General features: G+C 49.9%; 20 protein-coding genes and 1 other RNA gene. 11 read left to right on the top strand and 10 right to left on the bottom strand.

Annotated features, from left to right (window positions below):
- Positions 1 to 9: 9 nt before the first annotated feature.
- The 5 genes from lepA to rpoE form a co-directional block, all read right to left on the bottom strand.
- Positions 10 to 1809: a translation elongation factor 4 gene (gene lepA, locus SD961_RS14325; protein ID WP_306211229.1), complete on the bottom strand. Its 1800-nt coding sequence runs from the start codon at positions 1807 to 1809 to the stop codon at positions 10 to 12.
- A 315-nt stretch (positions 1810 to 2124) separates the two neighbouring features.
- Positions 2125 to 2589 carry a SoxR-reducing system protein RseC gene (gene rseC, locus SD961_RS14320; protein WP_318791018.1) on the bottom strand — a complete coding sequence of 155 codons (465 nt, stop codon included), beginning with the start codon at positions 2587 to 2589 and terminating at the stop codon, positions 2125 to 2127.
- Complete coding sequence (rseB, locus tag SD961_RS14315; RefSeq protein WP_318791017.1) at positions 2586 to 3542, bottom strand: sigma-E factor regulatory protein RseB; 957 nt, start codon at positions 3540 to 3542, stop codon at positions 2586 to 2588. Before rseB ends, rseC begins: the two co-directional genes overlap by 4 nt.
- Positions 3542 to 4201, bottom strand: coding sequence for an anti-sigma-E factor RseA (gene rseA / locus SD961_RS14310; RefSeq protein ID WP_318791016.1), 660 nt, complete (start codon positions 4199 to 4201; stop codon positions 3542 to 3544). Before rseA ends, rseB begins: the two co-directional genes overlap by 1 nt.
- A gap of 30 nt (positions 4202 to 4231) precedes the next feature.
- Positions 4232 to 4807: an RNA polymerase sigma factor RpoE gene (gene rpoE, locus SD961_RS14305; protein ID WP_318791015.1), complete on the bottom strand. Its 576-nt coding sequence runs from the start codon at positions 4805 to 4807 to the stop codon at positions 4232 to 4234.
- 464 nt (positions 4808 to 5271) lie between these two features.
- Here rpoE and nadB point away from each other — a divergent pair, with 464 nt between their 5' ends.
- Positions 5272 to 6876 carry an L-aspartate oxidase gene (gene nadB / locus SD961_RS14300; protein ID WP_318791014.1) on the top strand — a complete coding sequence of 535 codons (1605 nt, stop codon included), beginning with the start codon at positions 5272 to 5274 and terminating at the stop codon, positions 6874 to 6876.
- Here the strand turns inward: nadB and trmN are convergent.
- On the bottom strand, positions 6873 to 7610 hold the full coding sequence (trmN, locus tag SD961_RS14295) for a tRNA(1)(Val) (adenine(37)-N(6))-methyltransferase TrmN (protein ID WP_318791013.1): 738 nt from the start codon (positions 7608 to 7610) through the stop codon (positions 6873 to 6875). The genes nadB and trmN overlap by 4 nt on opposite strands.
- Positions 7611 to 7742: 132 nt before the next feature.
- Between trmN and srmB the strand changes: the two genes are divergently transcribed.
- Entirely contained in the window at positions 7743 to 9071 is a 1329-nt protein-coding gene (srmB, locus tag SD961_RS14290; RefSeq protein ID WP_318791012.1) for an ATP-dependent RNA helicase SrmB, read from the top strand.
- A gap of 245 nt (positions 9072 to 9316) precedes the next feature.
- On the opposite strand, the gene grcA is transcribed toward srmB, so the two are convergent.
- Positions 9317 to 9700: an autonomous glycyl radical cofactor GrcA gene (gene grcA / locus SD961_RS14285; protein WP_306211214.1), complete on the bottom strand. Its 384-nt coding sequence runs from the start codon at positions 9698 to 9700 to the stop codon at positions 9317 to 9319.
- Between the two features lie 299 nt (positions 9701 to 9999).
- Here grcA and ung point away from each other — a divergent pair, with 299 nt between their 5' ends.
- Positions 10000 to 10680: a uracil-DNA glycosylase gene (gene ung, locus SD961_RS14280; protein WP_318791011.1), complete on the top strand. Its 681-nt coding sequence runs from the start codon at positions 10000 to 10002 to the stop codon at positions 10678 to 10680.
- A 49-nt stretch (positions 10681 to 10729) separates the two neighbouring features.
- Here the strand turns inward: ung and grpE are convergent, their stop codons facing one another.
- Complete coding sequence (grpE, locus tag SD961_RS14275; protein WP_318791010.1) at positions 10730 to 11311, bottom strand: nucleotide exchange factor GrpE; 582 nt, start codon at positions 11309 to 11311, stop codon at positions 10730 to 10732.
- Between the two features lie 124 nt (positions 11312 to 11435).
- Here grpE and nadK point away from each other — a divergent pair, with 124 nt between their 5' ends.
- The 3 genes from nadK (at position 11436) to bamE (ending at position 14562) form a co-directional block, all read left to right on the top strand.
- Positions 11436 to 12314, top strand: a complete 879-nt coding sequence (gene nadK, locus SD961_RS14270; RefSeq protein WP_318791009.1) for an NAD(+) kinase — start codon at positions 11436 to 11438, stop codon at positions 12312 to 12314.
- A gap of 88 nt (positions 12315 to 12402) precedes the next feature.
- A complete protein-coding gene (recN, locus tag SD961_RS14265) occupies positions 12403 to 14064 on the top strand; it encodes a DNA repair protein RecN (protein ID WP_318791008.1) in 1662 nt (553 codons plus the stop codon).
- Between the two features lie 153 nt (positions 14065 to 14217).
- On the top strand, positions 14218 to 14562 hold the full coding sequence (bamE, locus tag SD961_RS14260) for an outer membrane protein assembly factor BamE (RefSeq protein ID WP_318791007.1): 345 nt from the start codon (positions 14218 to 14220) through the stop codon (positions 14560 to 14562).
- Positions 14563 to 14604: 42 nt separating this feature from the next.
- Here bamE and SD961_RS14255 read toward each other — a convergent pair whose 3' ends face one another.
- Both SD961_RS14255 and SD961_RS14250 read right to left on the bottom strand, forming a co-directional pair.
- Positions 14605 to 14892 (bottom strand): RnfH family protein, encoded by a 288-nt coding sequence (locus SD961_RS14255; RefSeq protein WP_318791006.1) that lies wholly within the window; start codon positions 14890 to 14892, stop codon positions 14605 to 14607.
- A complete protein-coding gene (locus SD961_RS14250; RefSeq protein ID WP_318791005.1) occupies positions 14885 to 15319 on the bottom strand; it encodes a type II toxin-antitoxin system RatA family toxin in 435 nt (144 codons plus the stop codon). Before SD961_RS14250 ends, SD961_RS14255 begins: the two co-directional genes overlap by 8 nt.
- Before the next feature lie 158 nt (positions 15320 to 15477).
- On the opposite strand from SD961_RS14250, the gene smpB reads away from it, so the two are divergent.
- From smpB to SD961_RS14225, 5 genes are all read left to right on the top strand, one after another.
- On the top strand, positions 15478 to 15960 hold the full coding sequence (gene smpB, locus SD961_RS14245) for an SsrA-binding protein SmpB (RefSeq protein ID WP_318791004.1): 483 nt from the start codon (positions 15478 to 15480) through the stop codon (positions 15958 to 15960).
- Between the two features lie 47 nt (positions 15961 to 16007).
- Positions 16008 to 16371: a transfer-messenger RNA gene (gene ssrA / locus SD961_RS14240) on the top strand.
- A gap of 183 nt (positions 16372 to 16554) precedes the next feature.
- Entirely contained in the window at positions 16555 to 17766 is a 1212-nt protein-coding gene (locus SD961_RS14235) for an integrase domain-containing protein (protein WP_318791003.1), read from the top strand.
- Positions 17767 to 17775: 9 nt separating this feature from the next.
- The gene (locus tag SD961_RS14230; RefSeq protein ID WP_318791002.1) at positions 17776 to 19407 is read left to right on the top strand and encodes a VPA1262 family N-terminal domain-containing protein; all 1632 of its coding nucleotides are present in this window, start codon (positions 17776 to 17778) and stop codon (positions 19405 to 19407) included.
- Positions 19400 to 20767 carry a hypothetical protein gene (locus SD961_RS14225; protein ID WP_318791001.1) on the top strand — a complete coding sequence of 456 codons (1368 nt, stop codon included), beginning with the start codon at positions 19400 to 19402 and terminating at the stop codon, positions 20765 to 20767. Before SD961_RS14230 ends, SD961_RS14225 begins: the two co-directional genes overlap by 8 nt.
- Positions 20768 to 20890: the final 123 nt, after the last annotated feature.

Below are 20890 nucleotides of genomic sequence, written 5' to 3'. Positions count from 1 at the left end.
CCTGGGGCTTTATTTACTGTCTTTACCGACATGGAGAATGGCAAGGAACGCTTCCTGCGGGAGTTCAACGTTACCCACCTGCTTCATACGTTTCTTACCGTCTTTCTGCTTCTGCAACAGTTTTTTCTTACGGCTGACGTCACCGCCGTAGCATTTCGCCAGTACGTTTTTACGCAGCTGTTTCACGGTAGAACGGGCGATAATGTGGTTACCAATGGCTGCCTGAATCGCAATGTCGAACTGCTGACGCGGGATCAGATCTTTCATCTTCTCTACCAGGTCACGGCCACGATACTGCGCGTTGTCATGGTGGGTAATCAGCGCCAGCGCATCGACGCGCTCGCCGTTGATTAACACGTCAACACGCACCATGTTGGAAGCCTGGAAGCGTTTGAAGTTGTAATCCAGCGAGGCGTAACCGCGCGACGTGGATTTCAACCGGTCAAAGAAGTCCAGCACCACTTCCGCCATGGGAATTTCGTAGGTCAGAGCAACCTGATTGCCGTGATAGACCATGTTGGTCTGCACGCCACGCTTCTCGATACACAAGGTGATGACGTTACCCAGGAACTCCTGCGGCATCAGCATGTGACACTCGGCAATCGGCTCACGCAGCTCTTCAATATTATTCAGCGGTGGAAGCTTGCCCGGGCTGTCTACATAGACGGTTTCACCATCGGTAGTGGCCACTTCATAGACAACCGTCGGTGCAGTGGTGATCAGGTCCAGATCGTATTCACGCTCCAGACGCTCCTGAATGATCTCCATGTGCAGCAGGCCCAGGAAGCCACAACGGAAGCCGAAGCCCAGCGCCGTGGAACTCTCTGGCTCATAGAACAGGGAAGCATCGTTCAGGCTCAGCTTGCCCAGCGCATCGCGGAAGGCTTCATAGTCGTCAGAGCTGATAGGGAACAAACCGGCATAAACCTGTGGCTTCACTTTCTTGAAGCCAGGCAACGCTTTAGAGGCAGGATTACGCGACAGCGTCAGGGTATCCCCTACCGGCGCGCCCAGGATGTCTTTAATTGCGCAGACCAGCCAGCCTACTTCACCGCAGTTCAGCGCATCACGATCGACGCGTTTCGGCGTAAAGATGCCCAGACGGTCGGCGTTGTACACCTGGCCAGTGCTCATGACTTTGACCTTGTCGCCTTTACGCAGCGTACCGTTCTTAACGCGGATCAGCGAGACAACGCCCAGGTAGTTATCAAACCAGGAGTCGATAATCAGCGCCTGAAGAGGGCCTTCCGGGTCACCTTCCGGCGGCGGAATATCACGCACCAGGCGTTCAAGCACGTCCGGTACGCCCACGCCCGTTTTGGCAGAGCAGCGCACGGCATCCGTGGCATCGATCCCGACGATATCTTCAATTTCCTGCGCCACACGATCCGGATCGGCCGCGGGCAGATCGATCTTGTTCAGTACCGGTACAACTTCCAGATCCATTTCCATCGCGGTATAGCAGTTTGCCAGCGTCTGGGCTTCAACACCCTGCCCGGCATCCACAACCAGCAACGCACCTTCACAAGCCGCCAGCGAGCGGGAGACTTCATAGGAGAAGTCAACATGGCCTGGGGTATCGATAAAATTGAGCTGGTAAGTTTCACCGTCCGGCGCGTGGTAAGCGAGGGTGACGCTCTGCGCCTTAATGGTAATGCCACGCTCACGCTCCAGATCCATCGAGTCCAGAACCTGCGCAGCCATTTCACGTTCGGTCAGGCCACCGCAAATTTGAATCAAACGGTCTGAGAGCGTAGATTTACCGTGGTCGATATGCGCGATGACAGAAAAGTTTCTTATATGCTTCATTTATATGAATATTTTCGCTTAAACGTTCGGTTTAATTCTCGCGGTGGACACAGCTATCAACACAGAGTGCAATGTACCCGCCATCAATGAGCACGCATCTTACACTGTTAGCCCCCTGCACGAAAGAATTCACATACATAGCAGGGCATCAAATTCGTAACTGTGTCTCTTAATTTACCTGGAGATTGTCTCCGTTCTCCGCCCGTTTCCACCACGCAAGAGATTTACGCGCTTAACGCTGACAAAGCGCGCCAGGCGCGTTTAGTTAATGGATTCACAGAGAGATAACTGCCGCTGAGGCGGCAGCAGAGGGATTCAGCGGTCTGTTTCAACGCGCAGCGCGTCCGGAGGCAAAGCGACACTCAGAATGACAGGCTGGAAAGAGGCAGATTTCCCCAGGTAAGAGGACAAACCTTTCGCCACGATGAAACCACCAACGCCCCCTAATAAGGCGCCAGCAACGGAGGCCATGTCGCTGTGGAACAGTGCCTGAAACAGGCCGGCAACCAGGAACAGCCCCACCAGCGGCGTCATATAAACCAGCAACGCCGAACTGAGCAGACTTTTTTCCGCTATCCCCAGCTCAATACGTTGTCCAGCGGCAAGCGGCTCCGCGCTGGCGACTTTCATCACGTGCGCATTCTTGGGTCCCAGCTTATTCAGCATATGGCTGCCACACCCTTTGCGGGCTGAACAGCTGCTGCAGGAGGTTTTCATTTCCGAATGCAGCGTAGCCACGCCGTTCTGCCACGACACAACCGTAGCCCATTCTCTCATCATGGTGTCGATCCTAAAGTGACCGCATCTGCGATACGTTTAGCGGTTGAGGGTGGCAGTTCGCCTACCACCGTTATTTCCGCATTATTACGTATTTCAGTCTGCACCGTACGACGTCCGGTGCGCATTAGCTGAGAGGCGCCGTTTTTATCTGCTGCGCTGACGTTGATTGAGAAACTGAACAGGCCATCAGAATAGAGTCGTGACTCAACGGGTTTGTTCAACGACGGGATCTGACGGCGGCTCTGCGTCACCTCTTTCATCCCCATCGGCAACCAGCCAGCTTTCCAGTTAAGGGTGGCTTTCTCACTGGCAGGCACGGAAAGAGAGGGAGGAAGCGTCGCCTTTTCCAGACCCTGCATCATGCCGCGCACGCCTTCATCCACGGCAAAGCTGATAACCCGATACTGCTCCAGCGTTTCACCGTCGCGATCCAGTAAATCTACGCGCAGAGGCAGTTTAGTTTCACTATCCAGCCAGACAATATAGCTGTAGCGCGTTCCGTCTCGCGCCACGATACGGATCACTTCGCACATCTGGTCGGCTATGCGGGCGCGCCCTACCGGTACAAAATCGTAGTTTTCCACCAGCTTGCGGAAATCGGCATACACCAGCGAAGGAAGAGAGTCGACAATATGGTCGCCAGCCAGAGTAAAAGGCTCCAGACCGGGTTCGAAGTAGCTGATTTCGCCGCCACGCTGGATGATCTCACGGCGCGGGCCATCCATCTGCAGCAGCTGAGCAAACACTTTGTTGTTCAGAACGGCATGACGATAGCGCAGGGATTCGATTCCCAGCCTTGAGACATTGATATAGGCGAATTCATAACTGAGAGACTGGCTGGCCTGCTCCATCTGTTGCAAGAGCGCCCCGGGGGGAGTTGCTTCCGCCGGGGCGACACTGGAGTACATCAGGCTGCCAGCCATTAGGCTGACGGCACACCAAAGTTGCTTCATTACTGCTGCTGAATTCCTAACGACTGGTTACCCGGCACCTGAACGGCAGCCTGCTGAGCAGGCGCCTGTTCAAACTGGAGCTGGTTAGAGTGCAGGCGGCGCTGCAGTTCATAATCTTGCAGCATAGCATTAACCCGACGGCGCGAATCCTGCACCTGCTGCGAAGCGCTGCTGTTGGTATTGCTGTTTGCGTTCTCAGAAGGCACGCCCAGACTGACAGGAGAAGCCTGGCCCATCATCGGCAGCGTATTGAACACTGGCGAGTCGGACTCACTCTGGCCTGGTTGTGGTTGGTTATAGTGCTGGACGCCAACAATGACCGCCAGTGATACGCAGGCGGCGACACCGACCTGAGTGAGTTGCGCAGCCCACGGACGGGCTTTATGCCAGAACGGCATAGACGCATAACGCTCTGGTTTCGGTTGCGCTTCAGGGATCAGCGTCGTGGTTTTGTTGACCGGCTCAAGTTCGATGGCGGCGGCAACGCGTGCAGCGATATCGAAATGCATAACCTGACCAACATCTCCACGCAGGGTATCGCGGATCAGGTGATAGCTTTCCCAGTTTTTCTGCAGCATCGCGTCTTTAGACAATGCGGACAAAACTTCATTATCTAAAGTTTCGCCATCCATTAAAGCGGAAAGTTGTTCTTTCTGCATGCCTCAGTACCCTTCCTGTTTACGCTATGACTAGCGTTGGATAAGCGGTTGAATTTTATTGTCAATAGCCTCTCGTGCACGGAAAATACGGGAACGTACCGTTCCTACCGGACACTCCATGATGACCGCTATCTCTTCATAGCTCAGGCCATCCAACTCCCTGAGCGTGATCGCCATACGGAGATCTTCAGGCAGCGTCTCAATGGTGCGAAAAACTATTTGTTTCAATTCTTCAGACAACATTAAGTTCTCTGGGTTCGAAATTTCTTTCAGTGCACCGGCACTTTCAAAGTTTTCAGCATCGATCGCATCCACATCGCTGGCCGGTGGACGGCGCCCCTGAGCAACCAAATAATTTTTAGCCGTGTTGACGGCTATCCTGTAGAGCCAGGTATAAAAGGCACTGTCGCCGCGGAAAGATTCCAGCGCACGATAAGCTTTTATAAATGATTCCTGCACTACATCAGGCACATCTCCTGAGGGCACATAGCGGGAAACCAGACTCGCCACCTTATGCTGGTAGCGCACCACCAGTAAGTTAAATGACTTCTGATCCCCTTTCTGTACTCGCTCAACGAGAACCTGGTCCGTTAGCTGCTCGCTCATCCGAGGTAATGTCTCCCCAAAGCTTTTTCCACGCGTTTATGAACTACCCGCAATAACTTCAATTCGAGCAAGCATGCGCTTTGAGTGGTCATCATGAGTAAAGTTCCGTTGCGCCGTTATATTTGTGATGTTTTATCGGGACGGACAACCAGCGATCATTTTTATGATTTCTGACTGGTTAAAGCAGCCACTGCTTCCTTTGCTCTTCAGCCTGCTGGCGTAAGAGCCCCGTTTACGCCGCAGAGTAACGCAAGAAGGCCGTTTTTTCACCTTTAAATCACGGTAATTCAATCCTGTTCGCATTATTTAAACCAGGGTCGCGAGAATCGATCGGAATTGCCTCAGGCAGGAAACGGCAAAATCAGTTTCAGGTCACACTCTGCTTATGGACAACGGAAAAGGCTTCATCTCTTTTGCGGCTGAGTGTATGCTCGGCAAACAACCTGTTTAGTAAATTAAACATCATGACCCTTTCTTCCGATTATAGCTGTGACGTTCTTATCATAGGCAGCGGTGCCGCCGGGTTAACCCTCGCCCTGCGGCTGGCTGAGAAACACCAGGTGACGGTTTTGAGCAAAGGCCCGGTAAGCGAAGGGTCCACCTTCTACGCTCAGGGCGGGATTGCGGCCGTTTTTGATGAAACAGACAGCATTGAGTCGCACGTTGAAGATACCCTGATTGCTGGCGGTGGCCTGTGTGACCGGGAGGCAGTTTCCTTTATCGCCAGCAATGCGCGTCATTGCGTGCAGTGGCTGATTGATAACGGCATGTTGTTTGATAAGGAAAACCCCGGAGCGATCGATGGGCGTTATCATCTCACCCGCGAAGGGGGTCACAGCCACCGGCGGATCCTGCACAGCGCCGACGCCACAGGCCGGGCGGTTGAGACCACGCTGGTCAGCCAGGCATTAAGCCATCCCAACATCCAAATCATTGAGCGCAGCAATGCGGTCGATTTGATCGTTTCCGATAAGATCGGCCTGCCCGGCGAACGTCGCGTGGTCGGCGCCTATATCTGGAACCGTAAACGGGAGAAAGTTGAAACCTGCCGCGCCCGCTCTGTGGTGCTGGCTACTGGCGGCGCGGCTAAGGTTTATCAGTACACCACCAATCCGGATGTCGCGTCCGGCGATGGCATAGCGATGGCTTGGCGCGCAGGATGTAGGGTAGCCAATCTGGAATTCAATCAGTTCCATCCCACCTGTCTGTTCCATCCTGAAGCGAGAAACTTTCTGTTAACGGAAGCGCTGCGTGGCGAAGGTGCCCTCCTCAGGCGGCCAGATGGCAGTCGCTTTATGCCGGATTTCGATCCACGGGCAGAACTGGCCCCGCGTGATATCGTCGCCCGCGCCATCGACCATGAGATGAAGCGCCTGGGCGCGGACTGCATGTATCTGGATATCAGCCATAAGCCGGCTGAATTTATTCAGGCTCACTTCCCGATGATCGATGAAAAATTACGCACGCTGGGCTTCGACCTGACTAAAGAGCCGATCCCTATCGTGCCTGCCGCCCACTATACCTGCGGCGGCGTGGTGGTTGATCGGCAGGGCCGCACCGACATCGCGGGGCTGTATGCGATTGGAGAAGTCAGCTATACCGGTCTGCATGGCGCAAATCGCCTGGCTTCTAACTCTCTGCTGGAGTGCCTGGTGTATGGCTGGTCAGCAGCAGAAGATATTGATCGCCATCTGCAGCAGGCGATCATGCCGGAACAGTTACCTGAATGGGATGAGAGTCGCGTAGATGATTCCGATGAGCGAGTGGTAATCCAGCATAACTGGCACGAGCTGCGTCTGCTGATGTGGGATTATGTGGGTATTGTACGTACTACCAAGCGTCTGGAGCGGGCGCTCCGGCGTATCACTATGCTTCAGCAGGAGATTGACGACTATTACGCCAACTTCCGCATCTCCAATAACTTGCTGGAATTACGCAATCTGGTGCAGGTTGCAGAGCTGATTGTCCGCTGCGCGATGGCGAGAAAAGAGAGTCGCGGGCTGCATTTTACCCTCGACTATCCCGACATGCTGCCGGAAGCAAAACCGACTCTGCTCTGCCCTGATTAACGGAACAGATAAAAATCACGGGTCAGGCTGCAATGCGCTTCAGAGTAGTTGTGGTCAGGCCCACGGATCGTCATGCGATCGGAAAACAGTTCCCCTGGCGCAGGTGAAAGAGCCAGCAACACGCGGTTGGGCGGGCGCATCTCAGTATCGGAGATATCGGTGCGGCAATGAAGATGCCAGCCCCGCTGCTCTGCCAGTTCCACCAGCTTATCCCCCGCTGCCGCTGGCAGCACCACGCAGAAAAAACCCTCTTCGGTAATCAACGCTTCGGCACAGGTCAGCAATAGTTCATGTGTTAAATCGGTGGTATAACGGGCGGAAGCACGTTCAGGGCTGGCACAGTCAACGCCGGGTGTAAAATAGGGCGGATTACTGACAATCAGGGAATAGCGCTGCTCCGTGGTTTTCGACCAGTGCAGAATATCATCCTGCCAGATATGAATGCGTTCGGCCCAGGGGGAAGCGGCCGCATTTTCGCGCGCCTGGTCAGCAGCCTGCTCATCCAGCTCAACGGCATCGATCTGCACCTCCTGTCCGGTGCGCTGCGCCAGCATCAGGGCTATTAAGCCGCTGCCGGTGCCAATATCCAGTACCCGCTGCGCACCTGCAACCGGCGCCCAGGCACCCAGCAGAACGCCATCTGTTCCCACCTTCATCGCACAACGATCGTGGGCAACAAAAAATTGCTTGAAGGTAAACCCGTTGGCACGCAAAACCGCTTTCTGTTGAGACATTTGACTGACCTGAAGTGGAAACGGCGCTAGCATAGGACAATAAACAGATCAGGAAAAGTCATTCAGACCACACAAACAGATGAAGATCGTGTTCAATCTGTCTATAATCAGCGCCCCAAACTGAGGTAGACCATGACTGTAACCACTTTTTCCGAACTCGAACTTGATGAAAGCCTGCTGAAAGCTCTGCAGGAAAAGGGCTATACGCGCCCTACGGCTATCCAGGCCGCTGCGATCCCGCCTGCACTGGAGGGTCGTGACGTTCTGGGTTCGGCACCAACCGGTACAGGCAAAACGGCGGCTTATCTGCTGCCCGTGCTTCAGCATCTGCTCGATTTCCCGCGTAAAAAATCGGGTCCGCCCCGCATTCTGATTGTCACCCCGACCCGTGAACTGGCGATGCAGGTTGCTGACCAGGCGCGTGAGCTGGCGAAATATACCCATCTGGATATCGCGACGATAACCGGTGGTGTGGCGTACATGAACCACGCGGAAGTGTTCAGCGAAAATCAGGACATAGTCGTTGCGACCACGGGCCGTCTGCTGCAGTACATCAAAGAAGAGAACTTTGACTGCCGCGCGGTAGAGACGTTAATCCTCGATGAAGCGGATCGCATGCTGGACATGGGTTTCGCACAGGATATCGAAACCATTGCAGCCGAAACGCGCTGGCGTAACCAGACGTTGCTGTTCTCTGCCACGCTGGAAGGCGATGCGATTAAAGATTTCTCCGAGCGTCTGCTGAATGAGCCAGAAGAGATTGAAGCGGACCCGGCCCGTCGTGAACGCAAAAAGATTCAGCAGTGGTACTACCGTGCTGATGATATCAAGCATAAAACGGCGCTGCTTATTCATATGCTGAAGCAGCCAGAGGTGACCCGTTCCGTGGTGTTTGTGCGTAAACGTGAGCGAGTGCACGAGCTGTGCGGCTGGCTGCGTGAAGCGGGCATCAACACCAGCTATCTGGAAGGTGAACTGGAGCAGTTCAAGCGTAACGAAGCGATCAAACGCGTTGTCGATGGTCGTGTGAACGTGCTGGTTGCAACCGATGTGGCCGCACGTGGCATCGACATCGAAGATGTCAGCCACGTATTTAACTTTGATATGCCGCGTACCTCAGACACTTACCTGCACCGTATTGGCCGCACCGGCCGCGCCGGTAAAAAAGGTATCGCCATTTCTCTGGTAGAAGCGCATGACAACGTATTGCTGGGTAAAGTTACCCGCTATATCAAAGAGCCGCTGAAATCACGCACCATTGATGAGCTGCGCCCTACCACGCGCCCGCCAAGCGAAAAGCTGAACGGAAAGCCTTCTAAAAAGGTGTTGGCGAAGCGTCAGGAGAAGAAAGAGAGCGAGCAGAAAGAGAGCAAGCCGCGCGCGAAAGAGCGTCATCGCGATACCAAAAATATTGGTAAGCGCCGCAAGCCTGTGGCAGCGAAAACGGACAGTGCTGAATAAACACACCGCGCTACAAAAAACCGCCTCCTGGAGGCGGTTTTTTTATGGTCTGAATCGGGGGAAACGCGCGGTTGCTCTGCTACTCCCGCCGGAACCCCTTTTTTTAGCCGATCAGGTCATCAGGGCACTGATGAAGCGAGCTATTTAAGCTTTATTTTCATCAACCTGACAGGGGCAGGCAGATGGTGTTGTTTTCACCACCCGCTCCCCTTGCGCCTCCGTGAAGCGCCTTTTAACGGCTTTAATTAAAGGCTTTCAGTAAAGGTGCGGGCAATTACGTCGCGCTGCTGCTCTGGCGTCAATGAATTGAAACGCACCGCGTAACCAGAAACGCGGATAGTCAGCTGCGGATATTTTTCCGGGTGCTCTACAGCATCCTGTAACGTTTCACGACGCAGTACGTTAACGTTGAGATGCTGGCCGCCTTCCACGCGCACTTCTGGTTTAACTTCTAAGGGAATCTCACGATATTCGATCTTACCCAGCTCACTGACTGGCACGATCTGATCTTCGCTGTAGCCTGCTTTAGCGCATACGCAGCGGGCTTCCGCTTTCTCATCATCTAACAGCCAGAATGAGTTCAGCAATGCGTGATTGGATGCTTGAGTAATCTGAATTCCGGTAATCATAATTATGCCTCCAGGCAGTAACGGCTGACCAAAGCCAGCGGGTAAGAAAGGGGGTGCGCCTGACCTATCCGATCTGTATAACAGCACCGTTATGCGGCTTCTTTGACCAAAATCAATATTTTACTGCCCCTTATGCGGCTATTAAAATCAACTAATTGATTTAGTTTAGTTTTAGGCGATCCACGCTTTAATATTTATTTGTAAGTTTTCAACAATATTTTAAGTTTTCAACAATATTTTAAGTTCTCCCCGCTGCGGATCCACGTTAAGCTAATCAGCAATCTATCAAGGAGGCGACCATGGCCAAAACGCTGACCTGGCACGATGTGCTGGCAGAGGAAAAAGAGAAACCCTATTTCATTGAAACGCTGGCTAAAGTGGCTCAGGCACGCGCATCAGGGAAAACGGTCTATCCACCTCAGAAGGATGTATTCAATGCATTTCGCCTGACGGAACTGAGTGACGTCAAGGTGGTGATTTTGGGGCAGGACCCATATCACGGTCCTCATCAGGCGCATGGGCTGGCCTTTTCTGTGTTGCCTGGCGTAGCGGTACCGCCTTCGCTGGTTAATATGTATAAAGAGCTGGTAACAGATATTCCCGGCTTTCAGCGTCCAACACATGGTTTTCTGGAGAGCTGGGCGCGTCAGGGGGTAATGCTGCTGAACACGGTATTAACCGTTGAAGCAGGCAAAGCGCATTCTCATGCCCAGTTTGGTTGGGAGACCTTTACCGACACGGTGATCTCCGCGATTAATGAACATCGCGAAGGGGTGGTATTTTTACTGTGGGGTTCTCACGCACAGAAGAAAGGCAGCATTATTGACCGCCAACGCCACCATGTGTTGCAGGCACCTCACCCCTCTCCTCTCTCCGCTCACCGGGGGTTCTTTGGTAGCGCTCACTTCTCGCAGGCCAATGAATGGCTGGTAAAGCAGGGAGAGAAGCCGATTGACTGGCAGCCGGTTCTGCCTGAATAACGCCATAAAAAAAAGCACCCGAGGGTGCTTTTTTCATTATTGCAGCCGATCAGGCTTTGGCTTTAGCCACGGCAACCATTGCCGGACGAAGCAGACGACCATTGAGCGTGTAGCCACGCTGCATGACCATCAGAACGTGGTTTGGTGCCACATCCTCGGATTCCATCATAGACATTGCCTGATGCAGTTCCGGGTTGAAAGGCACGTTAACGTCGCCAATCACTTCCACACCGAATTTACGCACCGCGCCCAGCAAAGATTTCAGGGTTAACTCGATCCCTTCCACCATTGAGGTAAGGTCCGGGTTGGCTTTATCAGCCACTTCCAGCGCACGTTCCAGGCTGTCGATCACTGGAAGCAGCTCGTTGGCGAATTTTTCCAGTGCAAATTTATGCGCTTTTTCCACGTCCAGTTCGGCGCGACGACGGATGTTTTCAATCTCCGCCTGAGCACGGATTTGCGCTTCACGCACGCCACCCTGAGACTGCGCCAGCTGGACTTCCAGCTCGGCAATGCGGTCATCACGAGGATCCACCGCTTCAGCTGCCTCTGCGTCCTGGGTTTGCGCCTGCTCCATCTCAATCTCGTCTGAGACTTGCTCGTTTGGGGTGTTCTGTTCTTTACTACTCATGAATTTCTCCGCGTTTTTGCACATTCATCTCGCTGGTTCGCTTATTATGGGGATCAGAACTGCGGTTTCAAGGGAACCGATCACATTGTCTGAGGTAGTTTACCTCATGAGGAACGCCAGCATCATGAACAAACATTTCAATTGCATCGGGATTGTGGGGCATCCGCGTCATCCGACAGCGCTGACGACGCACGAGATGCTTTACCGCTGGCTGACGACAAAAGGCTATGAGGTCATCATTGAGGAACAGATCGCCCGTGAGCTGAATCTGAACGATGTGGAAACCGGTACGCTGGCGGAAATTGGTCAGCGGGCTGACCTGGCGGTAGTAGTTGGCGGAGATGGCAATATGCTGGGCGCAGCGCGCGTGCTTGCCCGTTACGACATCAAAGTTATTGGGATAAACCGCGGTAATCTCGGCTTTCTGACCGATCTGGACCCGGATAATGCCCAGCAGCAGTTAGCTGATGTGCTGGAAGGAAAATATATTACAGAGAGCCGCTTTTTGCTGGAAGCGCAGGTCTGCCGCCAGGGGCGCGAACCGCGGATTGGCACGGCCATTAACGAAGTCGTTCTGCATCCCGGCAAAGTTGCCCATATGATTGAGTTTGAGGTCTATATAGATGAGACTTTCGCTTTCTCGCAGCGCTCTGATGGCCTGATTATCTCTACACCAACCGGTTCGACAGCCTATTCTCTCTCCGCTGGCGGCCCTATTTTAACGCCCTCGCTGGATGCCATTGCTATCGTTCCCATGTTCCCACATACGCTCTCGGCCCGTCCGTTAGTGATCAACAGCAGCAGCACTATTCGTCTGCGCTTTTCCCATATGCGCAGCGACCTGGAAGTGAGCTGTGACAGCCAGATCGCCCTGCCTATTCAGGAAGGTGAAGACGTATTGATCCGGCGTAATGACGATCATCTCAATTTAATCCACCCGCAAAATTACAATTACTTTAATACCTTAAGCTCTAAACTTGCATGGTCGAAAAAATTGTTTTAAAAAGCGGTGCCAGCTACTTTACTGGTTATAATTCCAGTATATACTGTATGAAAAACCATATCTGTGTTTTCATACAGGAACGCCAATTATGCTCGCACAACTGACCATCAGTAACTTTGCGATTGTTCGTGAACTTGAAATCGATTTTCAGCGTGGCATGACCGCAATCACCGGCGAAACCGGTGCCGGGAAATCCATTGCTATTGATGCGCTCGGCTTGTGCCTTGGCGGTCGTGCGGAAGCAGATATGGTGCGTCAGGGTGCAGCCCGCGCGGATATTTGCGCCCGTTTTTCGCTTAAAGATACCCCTTCTGCCTTCGCGTGGCTGGTAGAGAATCAGCTGGACGAAGGGAGTGAATGCCTGTTGCGCCGCGTCATCAGCAGCGATGGACGTTCCCGTGGTTTTATTAACGGCACTGCCGTTCCCCTTTCGCAACTGCGCGATCTCGGCCAGCGTCTTATCCAGATCCATGGTCAGCATGCACACCAGCTTCTGCTTAAGCCTGAGCATCAAAAAACGCTGCTCGACGGTTATGCTGGCGAAACAGAGTTGAAGCAGCAAATGGCAGAGAGCTACCGTCAATGGCATCAAAGCTGCCGCATACTGGCTCAGCATCAGCAGGCTTCTCAGGAGCGTGAGGCGCGTCGTGAGCTGCTGCAATATCAGCTGAAAGAACTCAATGAATTTGCCCCGGTGGCAGGTGAATATGAAGCCATCGATGAAGAATACAAACGTCTGGCTAACAGCGGCCAGCTGCTTTCCACCAGCCAGCAGGCACTGATGCTGCTGGCCGACGGTGAAGAGAAGACCCTGCTGAACCAGCTCTATACCGCGCAACAGTTGCTGAACGAATTGCTCTCTATGGATGATAAGCTGAGCGGCGTGTCCACCATGCTGGATGAAGCCTCAATTCAGATCAGTGAAGCGAGTGACGAGCTGCGTCACTACTGTGAACGTCTGGATCTTGATCCTAACCGGTTGTACGAGTTGGAGCAGCGCCTTTCGCGTCAGATTGCTCTCGCCCGCAAACATCATATCTCACCGGAGGAGCTGCCGCTCTTCCACCAGCAGCTGCTGGAAGAGCAAAACCTGTTGGATCAGCAGGAGAGCGATCAGGAGGAGCTTTCTCAGACCGTTGCGCGCCATCATCGTGCAGCCATGATCTGTGCAGAGCAGCTGCATCAGCGCCGGGTTCATTTTGCTGAAGAGCTGAGCCGGTTAATTGGGGAGAGTATGCATACGCTCTCCATGCCGCACGGGCGACTGGGCATCGAAGTCCAGTTCAATGCCGATCATCTTACCGCTGAAGGCGCTGACCGTATTGATTTCCGCGTCACCACTAACCCAGGTCAGCCGCTGCAACCGCTCTCGAAAGTGGCGTCTGGTGGTGAGCTTTCACGTATTGCTCTGGCCATTCAGGTGATTACCGCCCGTAAGATGGATACACCAGCGCTGATCTTCGATGAGGTGGATGTAGGGATCAGCGGACCAACAGCGGCAGTGGTAGGTAAGATGTTGCGTCAGTTAGGCGAGTCCACGCAGGTGATGTGCGTCACCCATCTGCCGCAGGTAGCCGGCTGTGGCCACCAACATTTTTATGTCAGCAAAGAGACCGATGGCGAGATGACGGAAACCCATATGCAGCCGCTGGACAAGCGCGCCCGTCTGCAGGAACTCGCCCGTCTGCTTGGCGGCAGCGAGGTTACCCGCAACACGCTGGCAAACGCAAAGGAGCTTTTAGCAGCCTGATTGCCGCACTTTTTTGGCCTGTTGTGGTCATATCCTTGCTTCGTAGAGGTTTCAAACTGCGGAAAGGTTTATTATCATCGTCTTCTTACGCTGTCATCGTAGCGAGTGTTCGATGCAGCCAGATTGTTGGCCCGAAAAGGAATAAAGATACTTATGCGCTGTAAAACGCTGACTGCTGCGGCGGTGGTTCTTCTGATGATGACCGCTGGATGTTCCACTCTGGAGCGAGTGGTTTACCGGCCAGACATCAACCAGGGCAACTACCTGGTTGCGAATGATGTTTCTAAAATTCATACCGGCATGACGCAACAGCAGGTGGCATACACCCTGGGCACGCCGATGATGCGCGATCCGTTTGGTAGCAACGTCTGGTATTACGTTTTCCGCCAGGAGCCAGGCCATGAGCCGGTGACCCAACAGACGCTAACGCTGACCTTTGACGGCAAGGGTACGCTGACTAACATTGATAACAAGCCAACGCTGACCGGCAAGAAATAGCGGTTTAAGAGGTTTGATGAATTCGTAAGGCGCTGAGGCGCCTTATTTTTTTGCTGCGCGTTCGGCACGCAGGCGGCGAAGCTCTTTTGGGTCAGCCAGCAGCGGCCGGTAAATTTCAATCCGGTCACCACTCTGCACTTCATCCCCCAGCTTTACCGGACGACTAAATATCCCAACCTTGTTTTTAGCGAGATCGATATCGCTACGGAGTTCAAGTAAACCTGAAGCCTTAATCGCCTCTTCAACGGTAGAGCCTTCCTCAACATTCACCGTATAGAGATACTGTTTTTCAGGCAGTGCATAAACCACTTCAACAGCGATATCAGGCACTGTAGACCTCTTTCGCGCGTTTGGTAAACGCCTGCACCATACTGCTTGCCAGCTCTTTAAAGATGCGTCCGAACGCCATCTCAACCAGCATATTGGTAAACTCGAACTCCAGGTTCAGCTCTACTTTGCAGGCATCTTCGCTTAATGGCGTGAACTGCCAGCCCCCCGTCAGCTTACGAAACGGACCATCGACCAGTTGCATATGAATGCTCTGATTATCGGTCAGCGTGTTGCGCGTGACGAAAGTTTTGCTGATTCCGGCTTTTGATACATCAACCGATGCCGTCATCTGTTGATCTGTTGCATCCAGAACACGGCTACCGGTACACCCTGGGAGAAACTCCGGATAGGCATCGACATCGTTTACCAACCGGAACATTTGCTCAGCGCTATAGGGCACCAGCGCAGAACGACTAATCTGAGACATAACGTTTCCTGTTAATCTTCAATTTACCAATAATACCATCGGCGCCAGGTAAACAAAAATCCTCAGCCGCCAGCGTTCTGCTAAAATAGCGCTTTTCCCCGTCTCGTTTGTTACAGGGGATGCCTTCAATCACTGCTTCATGTAAACTAAGTGGCACTATGACTAAGAAAAAAGCACATAAACCCGGTTCCGCTACCATTGCCATGAACAAACGGGCTCGCCATGAATACTTCGTTGAAGAAGAGTTCGAAGCGGGACTGTCGCTCCAGGGATGGGAAGTCAAATCACTCCGCGCCGGCAAGGCCAACATCAGCGAAAGCTATATTATGCTGCGTGATGGCGAAGCTTTCCTGTTCGGAGCTACCTTCCAGCCGCTGATTGGCGCCTCTTCCCATGTAGTCTGCGACCCTACCCGCACCCGCAAGCTGTTGCTGAAGGAGCGTGAGCTGGCGTCGCTGTTTGGCAAAGCTAACCGCGACGGTTACACCATTGTTCCCCTGTCGATGTACTGGAAAAATGCCTGGGCTAAGCTGAAAATCGGCGTGGCTAAAGGTAAGAAAGAGCACGACAAGCGCGATAACATTAAAGATCGCGAGTGGCAGACAGACAAAGCACGTATTATGAAACATGCCAATCGCTAAGCCTTTGGCGTAGACGACATTTTCTGTTATACTGCTTCACAGTACCTGGGGCTGATTCTGGATTCGACAGGATTTGCGAAGCCCAAGGAGCATGCCGAGGGGCGGTTTGCCTCGTTAAAAGCCGCAAAAAAATAGTTGCAAACGACGAAAACTACGCACTAGCAGCTTAATAACCTGCTCAGAGCCCTCTCTCCCTAGCCTCCGCTCTTAGGACGGGGATCAAGAGAGGTCAAACACAAAAGAGATCGTGTGGATGTCCTGCCTGGGGCTGAAGCATTAAATCTAATCAGGCTAGTTTGTCAGTAGCGTGTCCGTTCGCAGCTGACCGGCGAATGTAAAGACTGGACTAAGCATGTAGTGCCGACGGTGTAGTAATTCTGGACGCGGGTTCAACTCCCGCCAGCTCCACCACATTATGTACCGGATACGTCCGGGAAAGTCCTGAAAGCCCGCCTGGAACCAGCCTCGCGGGCTTTTTTACGTCTGTAGTAGTCCGTAGAGATCCAGCCAAATCCGGTGATAATTGGTATACGTATTGGTATACGGTAAGATGTATGCCAATAACGTATACCAATTCACGCAGGAAAGCCCCGTATGGCAAGGACTACGCGCCCCCTCACCAACACAGAAGTTCTTCGATCCAAAGCCATTGATAAAGATTTGACGCTGCATGATGGCGACGGACTTTTTATGGTGGTAAAAACCACCGGAAAGAAGCTCTGGCGCTTTCGCTATCAGCGGCCAGCAACAAAGCAGCGCACTATGATGGGCTTGGGTGCCTTCCCGGCCCTGTCGTTGGCAGATGCCAGACGCGTGCGTGCTGATTACCTCTCCTTACTCGCTAATGGCATTGACCCACAGACGCAGGCCGAACAGCTCACAGAACAGCAGCAGATCGCGTTAGATAGCATTTTCTCAACCGTGGCCGCTAACTGGTTTACTTTGAAGCAAGCCAGCGTTACGCCGGATTACGCTAAGGATATCTGGCGTTCTCTTGAGAAAGATGTTTTCCCTGCCATTGGCGAGATTCCCGTGCAGGAAATTAAAGCCCGTAAGCTGGTTGAAGCCTTGGAGCCGATTAAGGCTAGAGGCGCTCTTGAAACCGTTCGCCGTCTGGTACAGCGCATTAACGAGATTATGATCTATGCGATTAATACCGGGCTGATTGATGCTAATCCTGCTTCTGGGATTGGGATGGCTTTTGAAAAGCCTAAAAAACAGAATATGCCGACGCTACGACCAGAGGAATTGCCGAAGCTCATGCGTTCGCTGGTGATGTCGAATTTATCTGTTCCGACCCGCTGTCTGATTGAATGGCAACTCCTGACTCTTGTGCGTCCTTCTGAAGCATCCGGTGCTCGATGGGCGGAGATCGATCTTGATGCCAAGCTTTGGGCGATTCCAGCCGAACGGATGAAGGCAAAACGAGAGCACACAGTACCTTTATCTCCCCAAGCAATGGAGATTCTAGATGTGATGAAGCCAATCAGCGCTCACCGTGAACATGTTTTTCCCAGCAGAAATAACCCTAAACAGCCAATGAATAGCCAAACTGCTAATGCAGCTTTAAAGCGTATTGGTTTTGGCGGAAAACTAGTTGCTCATGGCCTCCGCTCTATTGCGAGTACAGCTATGAACGAAGCTGGCCTTAATGCCGATGTTATCGAAGCAGCTTTAGCTCATTGCGATAAAAACGAAGTAAGACGTGCCTACAATCGTTCTACCTACTTACTCAAAAGAAAAGAATTAATGGATTGGTGGGGAGATAATATTCATGAGTGCAGTATCGGTAAAAAATCACGGTAATCATTAATCATGCAAACTATAATCAATGACATCGAGTTAGCATTACAGGACGGAATACTTGGCTTCCATAATATTATTGAAGTTACAGAAGTGTTCTCAATATCCCCTAATAAAAAACTTAGTAATATTTTAACATTAATGGTTGCTGAGAATATCAACAAACCAATCATCACAGGAGAATCATTTTTAACAAACAAACCAATCTCCATCAACCATTTTAAGAACTGGAGTTTTGGCATTAAAAGATATTATATTGAAATTGACGAACTCATTCTTAAGCTAGGGAGATTAAACAATGATGGCGTATGGGATAAAAATCAAATTCACATTAACAACTTAAAAAGAGTAGATAAGTATTTTGTCTCTCCTGATTCATATGAATCAGTACCAATAAATAACATACTAAAAAACAACTTTCACAATGGAAGTTATGTTTTTGAATGGTTTGATTTCGATAAAGAAAATCATCAAGAATTGTTATCATCTCCTCAAGGCTTACAAAAGTTATCTGATAAAATATATGAAGCCCTACCTTTATATATTTCAAGTGTTTCAGATAGAATAGGCAATTTCTTACTGCAAATACCTAGTAGCATTTTAATGGCAAACTTTGGGCTAGAAAAAGAAAATGAGACGCACTTTTTAAATTGTAATATAGCCTGGCATGAACACGCTTGTAAAAGGGACTTAATAATAAACTGTCACTTAAGTGAAAATGATAACATCTGCGAAGGTTACTATACAAAAATCCTAAAAAATGGCGAGTCTAAAACTTCATTACCAATAGCAAACAAACGCTCTCACATTGGTACCATTTGGGATCCTGAAAATAATTTCATTCTAGCAAGAACCAGACCATCTGCCTTCATATCACCTGATGCAAGAATTACAACTACAGTTTCCACACTTAATGAAAGGGTGTTAACGTATAATGGACTGTCAAAAGTAGTTAGTGTATTAAAACCAGACAATAACATAGCAAATCCACACAACGCAAAACCGATTATTAATTGGACAAAAAAAAGAATTTATGAAAATAACAGTACAAAATTAAGACAAAGCCGTAATTTTGTTCAATACAATGCAAAAGGCATTAATAAAAAGCAATCAAAAATCAAAGCTCTTGAGGATTTAGTTTACTTAATCAATCAATATGGAGAACATGCTGTCTGGTTATGGGATCCTTATTTAAGTTTTCAAGATTTATTCGACACATTATTGATGAACAAATACTCAAAATCAGTTATGAGAGCCATAGGTTCATTAGAGTTACCACCAGACTCAAATGAAACCCCATCACGCGACATTCATGAATCAAAAGCACTACATACCATAAGAAAATACAAGGAAAGCTTTAATGCTTTACCTTTAGAGACTATTAAGACTTTAAATTTAGAGTTTAGATGTAAAACAGGAAATAATGGATGGGATTTTCATGACAGATTTATTATTTTCCCCTCAACTGATTATCAATCGAATACTTTAGCATGGTCTTTAGGTACATCAATTAACTCATTTGGCACAAGTCATCATATACTACAAAAAGTACAGGACGCACAATTGGTTGCTGATGCTTTTTTAGACCTATGGGACTCTTTATCAGGTAGTGATTGTTTAGTGTGGAGGCATAGCAATGTTTAATAATTGGAACCAATTACTTGATTCAATAAAAAATACTCTTGCTATTATTGACTCCATGAGTCATGAATCCGGATATCGTGATTTCAAAGAAGTGGTAGAAAACTCAGGACTCTATTACTTATTTGAATATCCGAGCAATGATCCCCGTTTACATAGCCACAATCATTATGCCATTGATGCGTTAAAAGAAGTTTTTGAAAAAAAAGAAAACTGGTCATCAATTCTGATTTTAATCAGCCATCTTAAAAATCCTGAATTCATAATATCCAAGATCGTTAATAAAAAATCCCCTTGTGCTGATGTATTGAATCATGCTCGAATTTGCATAATTAACTATCATATACCTAGGGAATTTAGCGAACAATATTTTGAACGTTTCAAAATTACAGAGCTAGATATGTTTAAATTTCATTCCTCTGATTCCCCTGAAATTATTGGTCGACACTTAAGTTACTACAACGAACTGCTACCAGCCATAATACCTAACGATGTCAAAATTTCATTATACATTTTAGCTGAATATGACTGCGAGACGCTTTACAATGTTTTATCCAGTTCAACAAGCATAATCAAAACATACTGCCTTTCATCTTGCATTAGCTTAGAAAAAGCAATCGAATTAATCATTACATCCAGTACCGAACATGTTTCAAAAACCTTAGCATTCTATATTATAAATAACACAAACATCAATAAAAACAATGTAAAAATCAGCAGCAATTATTTACTTGAATTATTTCAAGCTCTTTACAGAAAAGGGGATTTCGACTATTGGATGAAGTATATAAATTCATACCCCTGTAGATTCCCTCGCATACAACCCGATTTAGGCAAAGCTTTAGCCCTCATTAATACTCCAGAGGTTCTAGATTCATACCTTAACTCAATTATCCTCCATAACAATAGTTTAGACTATTCCTACACTAACTCCAGAGAGCCAGTTGCACAATGTTTGACAGTGTTCAAACAATATTCTACTTTGGCTTTACAGTCACTATGCTGGGAAAAAGCATTTACGGCGTGGTGTAAATGGGATTTTGGCTCCAGTAATAATGATTTATTATTTTCTGTTTCCTCATCAGAATTAGATTACCCTGTAACACAATATTTTTTAAACAACATCACTGAAAAAGAAAGGGAACAATTCATTAATAAAACATGGGAGAAATTGTCATCCATAGATATCATATGGCATGCTTCAAAATCAGAGCAAGTTAGTTACTATTACAGATGCGCATCTACTCTACAATTACCTTTCCATGCAAATTTAGCATATGAAAAGAACGATTCAAGAATGGATCTGTCGTTACGATTTAACCTTGAGATTTCAAAATATCACCAGATGCTTTTTGGGGCTTAAAGCTTTTGCGCGCAATGCTACCCCCGCCTCGCCTGCCCGCTTTGTGCATCGTTTTTTATGCAGCTGCATGAACCGGGTAAAGCCGTGCCAGGCACGGGCTGAAGGGGCATCTTTAAGGCCACA

Source organism: Erwinia sp. MMLR14_017, assembly GCF_033657285.1.
Taxonomy (GTDB): Bacteria; Pseudomonadota; Gammaproteobacteria; order Enterobacterales; family Enterobacteriaceae; genus Erwinia.
The sequence above is the reverse complement of the archived record's forward strand: the minus strand, read 5'-3'. Positions and strand labels throughout refer to the sequence as shown.

What these genes read in the sequence shown, in the direction of transcription:
- lepA (WP_306211229.1), bottom strand. Translation starts at nt 1,809, where the DNA reads ATGAAGCATATAAGAAACTTTTCTGTCATCGCGCATATCGACCACGGT.
- rseC (WP_318791018.1), bottom strand. Translation starts at nt 2,589, where the DNA reads ATGATGAGAGAATGGGCTACGGTTGTGTCGTGGCAGAACGGCGTGGCT.
- rseB (WP_318791017.1), bottom strand. Translation starts at nt 3,542, where the DNA reads ATGAAGCAACTTTGGTGTGCCGTCAGCCTAATGGCTGGCAGCCTGATG.
- rseA (WP_318791016.1), bottom strand. Translation starts at nt 4,201, where the DNA reads ATGCAGAAAGAACAACTTTCCGCTTTAATGGATGGCGAAACTTTAGAT.
- rpoE (WP_318791015.1), bottom strand. Translation starts at nt 4,807, where the DNA reads ATGAGCGAGCAGCTAACGGACCAGGTTCTCGTTGAGCGAGTACAGAAA.
- nadB (WP_318791014.1), top strand. Translation starts at nt 5,272, where the DNA reads ATGACCCTTTCTTCCGATTATAGCTGTGACGTTCTTATCATAGGCAGC.
- trmN (WP_318791013.1), bottom strand. Translation starts at nt 7,610, where the DNA reads ATGTCTCAACAGAAAGCGGTTTTGCGTGCCAACGGGTTTACCTTCAAG.
- srmB (WP_318791012.1), top strand. Translation starts at nt 7,743, where the DNA reads ATGACTGTAACCACTTTTTCCGAACTCGAACTTGATGAAAGCCTGCTG.
- grcA (WP_306211214.1), bottom strand. Translation starts at nt 9,700, where the DNA reads ATGATTACCGGAATTCAGATTACTCAAGCATCCAATCACGCATTGCTG.
- ung (WP_318791011.1), top strand. Translation starts at nt 10,000, where the DNA reads ATGGCCAAAACGCTGACCTGGCACGATGTGCTGGCAGAGGAAAAAGAG.
- grpE (WP_318791010.1), bottom strand. Translation starts at nt 11,311, where the DNA reads ATGAGTAGTAAAGAACAGAACACCCCAAACGAGCAAGTCTCAGACGAG.
- nadK (WP_318791009.1), top strand. Translation starts at nt 11,436, where the DNA reads ATGAACAAACATTTCAATTGCATCGGGATTGTGGGGCATCCGCGTCAT.
- recN (WP_318791008.1), top strand. Translation starts at nt 12,403, where the DNA reads ATGCTCGCACAACTGACCATCAGTAACTTTGCGATTGTTCGTGAACTT.
- bamE (WP_318791007.1), top strand. Translation starts at nt 14,218, where the DNA reads ATGCGCTGTAAAACGCTGACTGCTGCGGCGGTGGTTCTTCTGATGATG.
- SD961_RS14250 (WP_318791005.1), bottom strand. Translation starts at nt 15,319, where the DNA reads ATGTCTCAGATTAGTCGTTCTGCGCTGGTGCCCTATAGCGCTGAGCAA.
- smpB (WP_318791004.1), top strand. Translation starts at nt 15,478, where the DNA reads ATGACTAAGAAAAAAGCACATAAACCCGGTTCCGCTACCATTGCCATG.
- SD961_RS14235 (WP_318791003.1), top strand. Translation starts at nt 16,555, where the DNA reads ATGGCAAGGACTACGCGCCCCCTCACCAACACAGAAGTTCTTCGATCC.
- SD961_RS14230 (WP_318791002.1), top strand. Translation starts at nt 17,776, where the DNA reads ATGCAAACTATAATCAATGACATCGAGTTAGCATTACAGGACGGAATA.
- SD961_RS14225 (WP_318791001.1), top strand. Translation starts at nt 19,400, where the DNA reads ATGTTTAATAATTGGAACCAATTACTTGATTCAATAAAAAATACTCTT.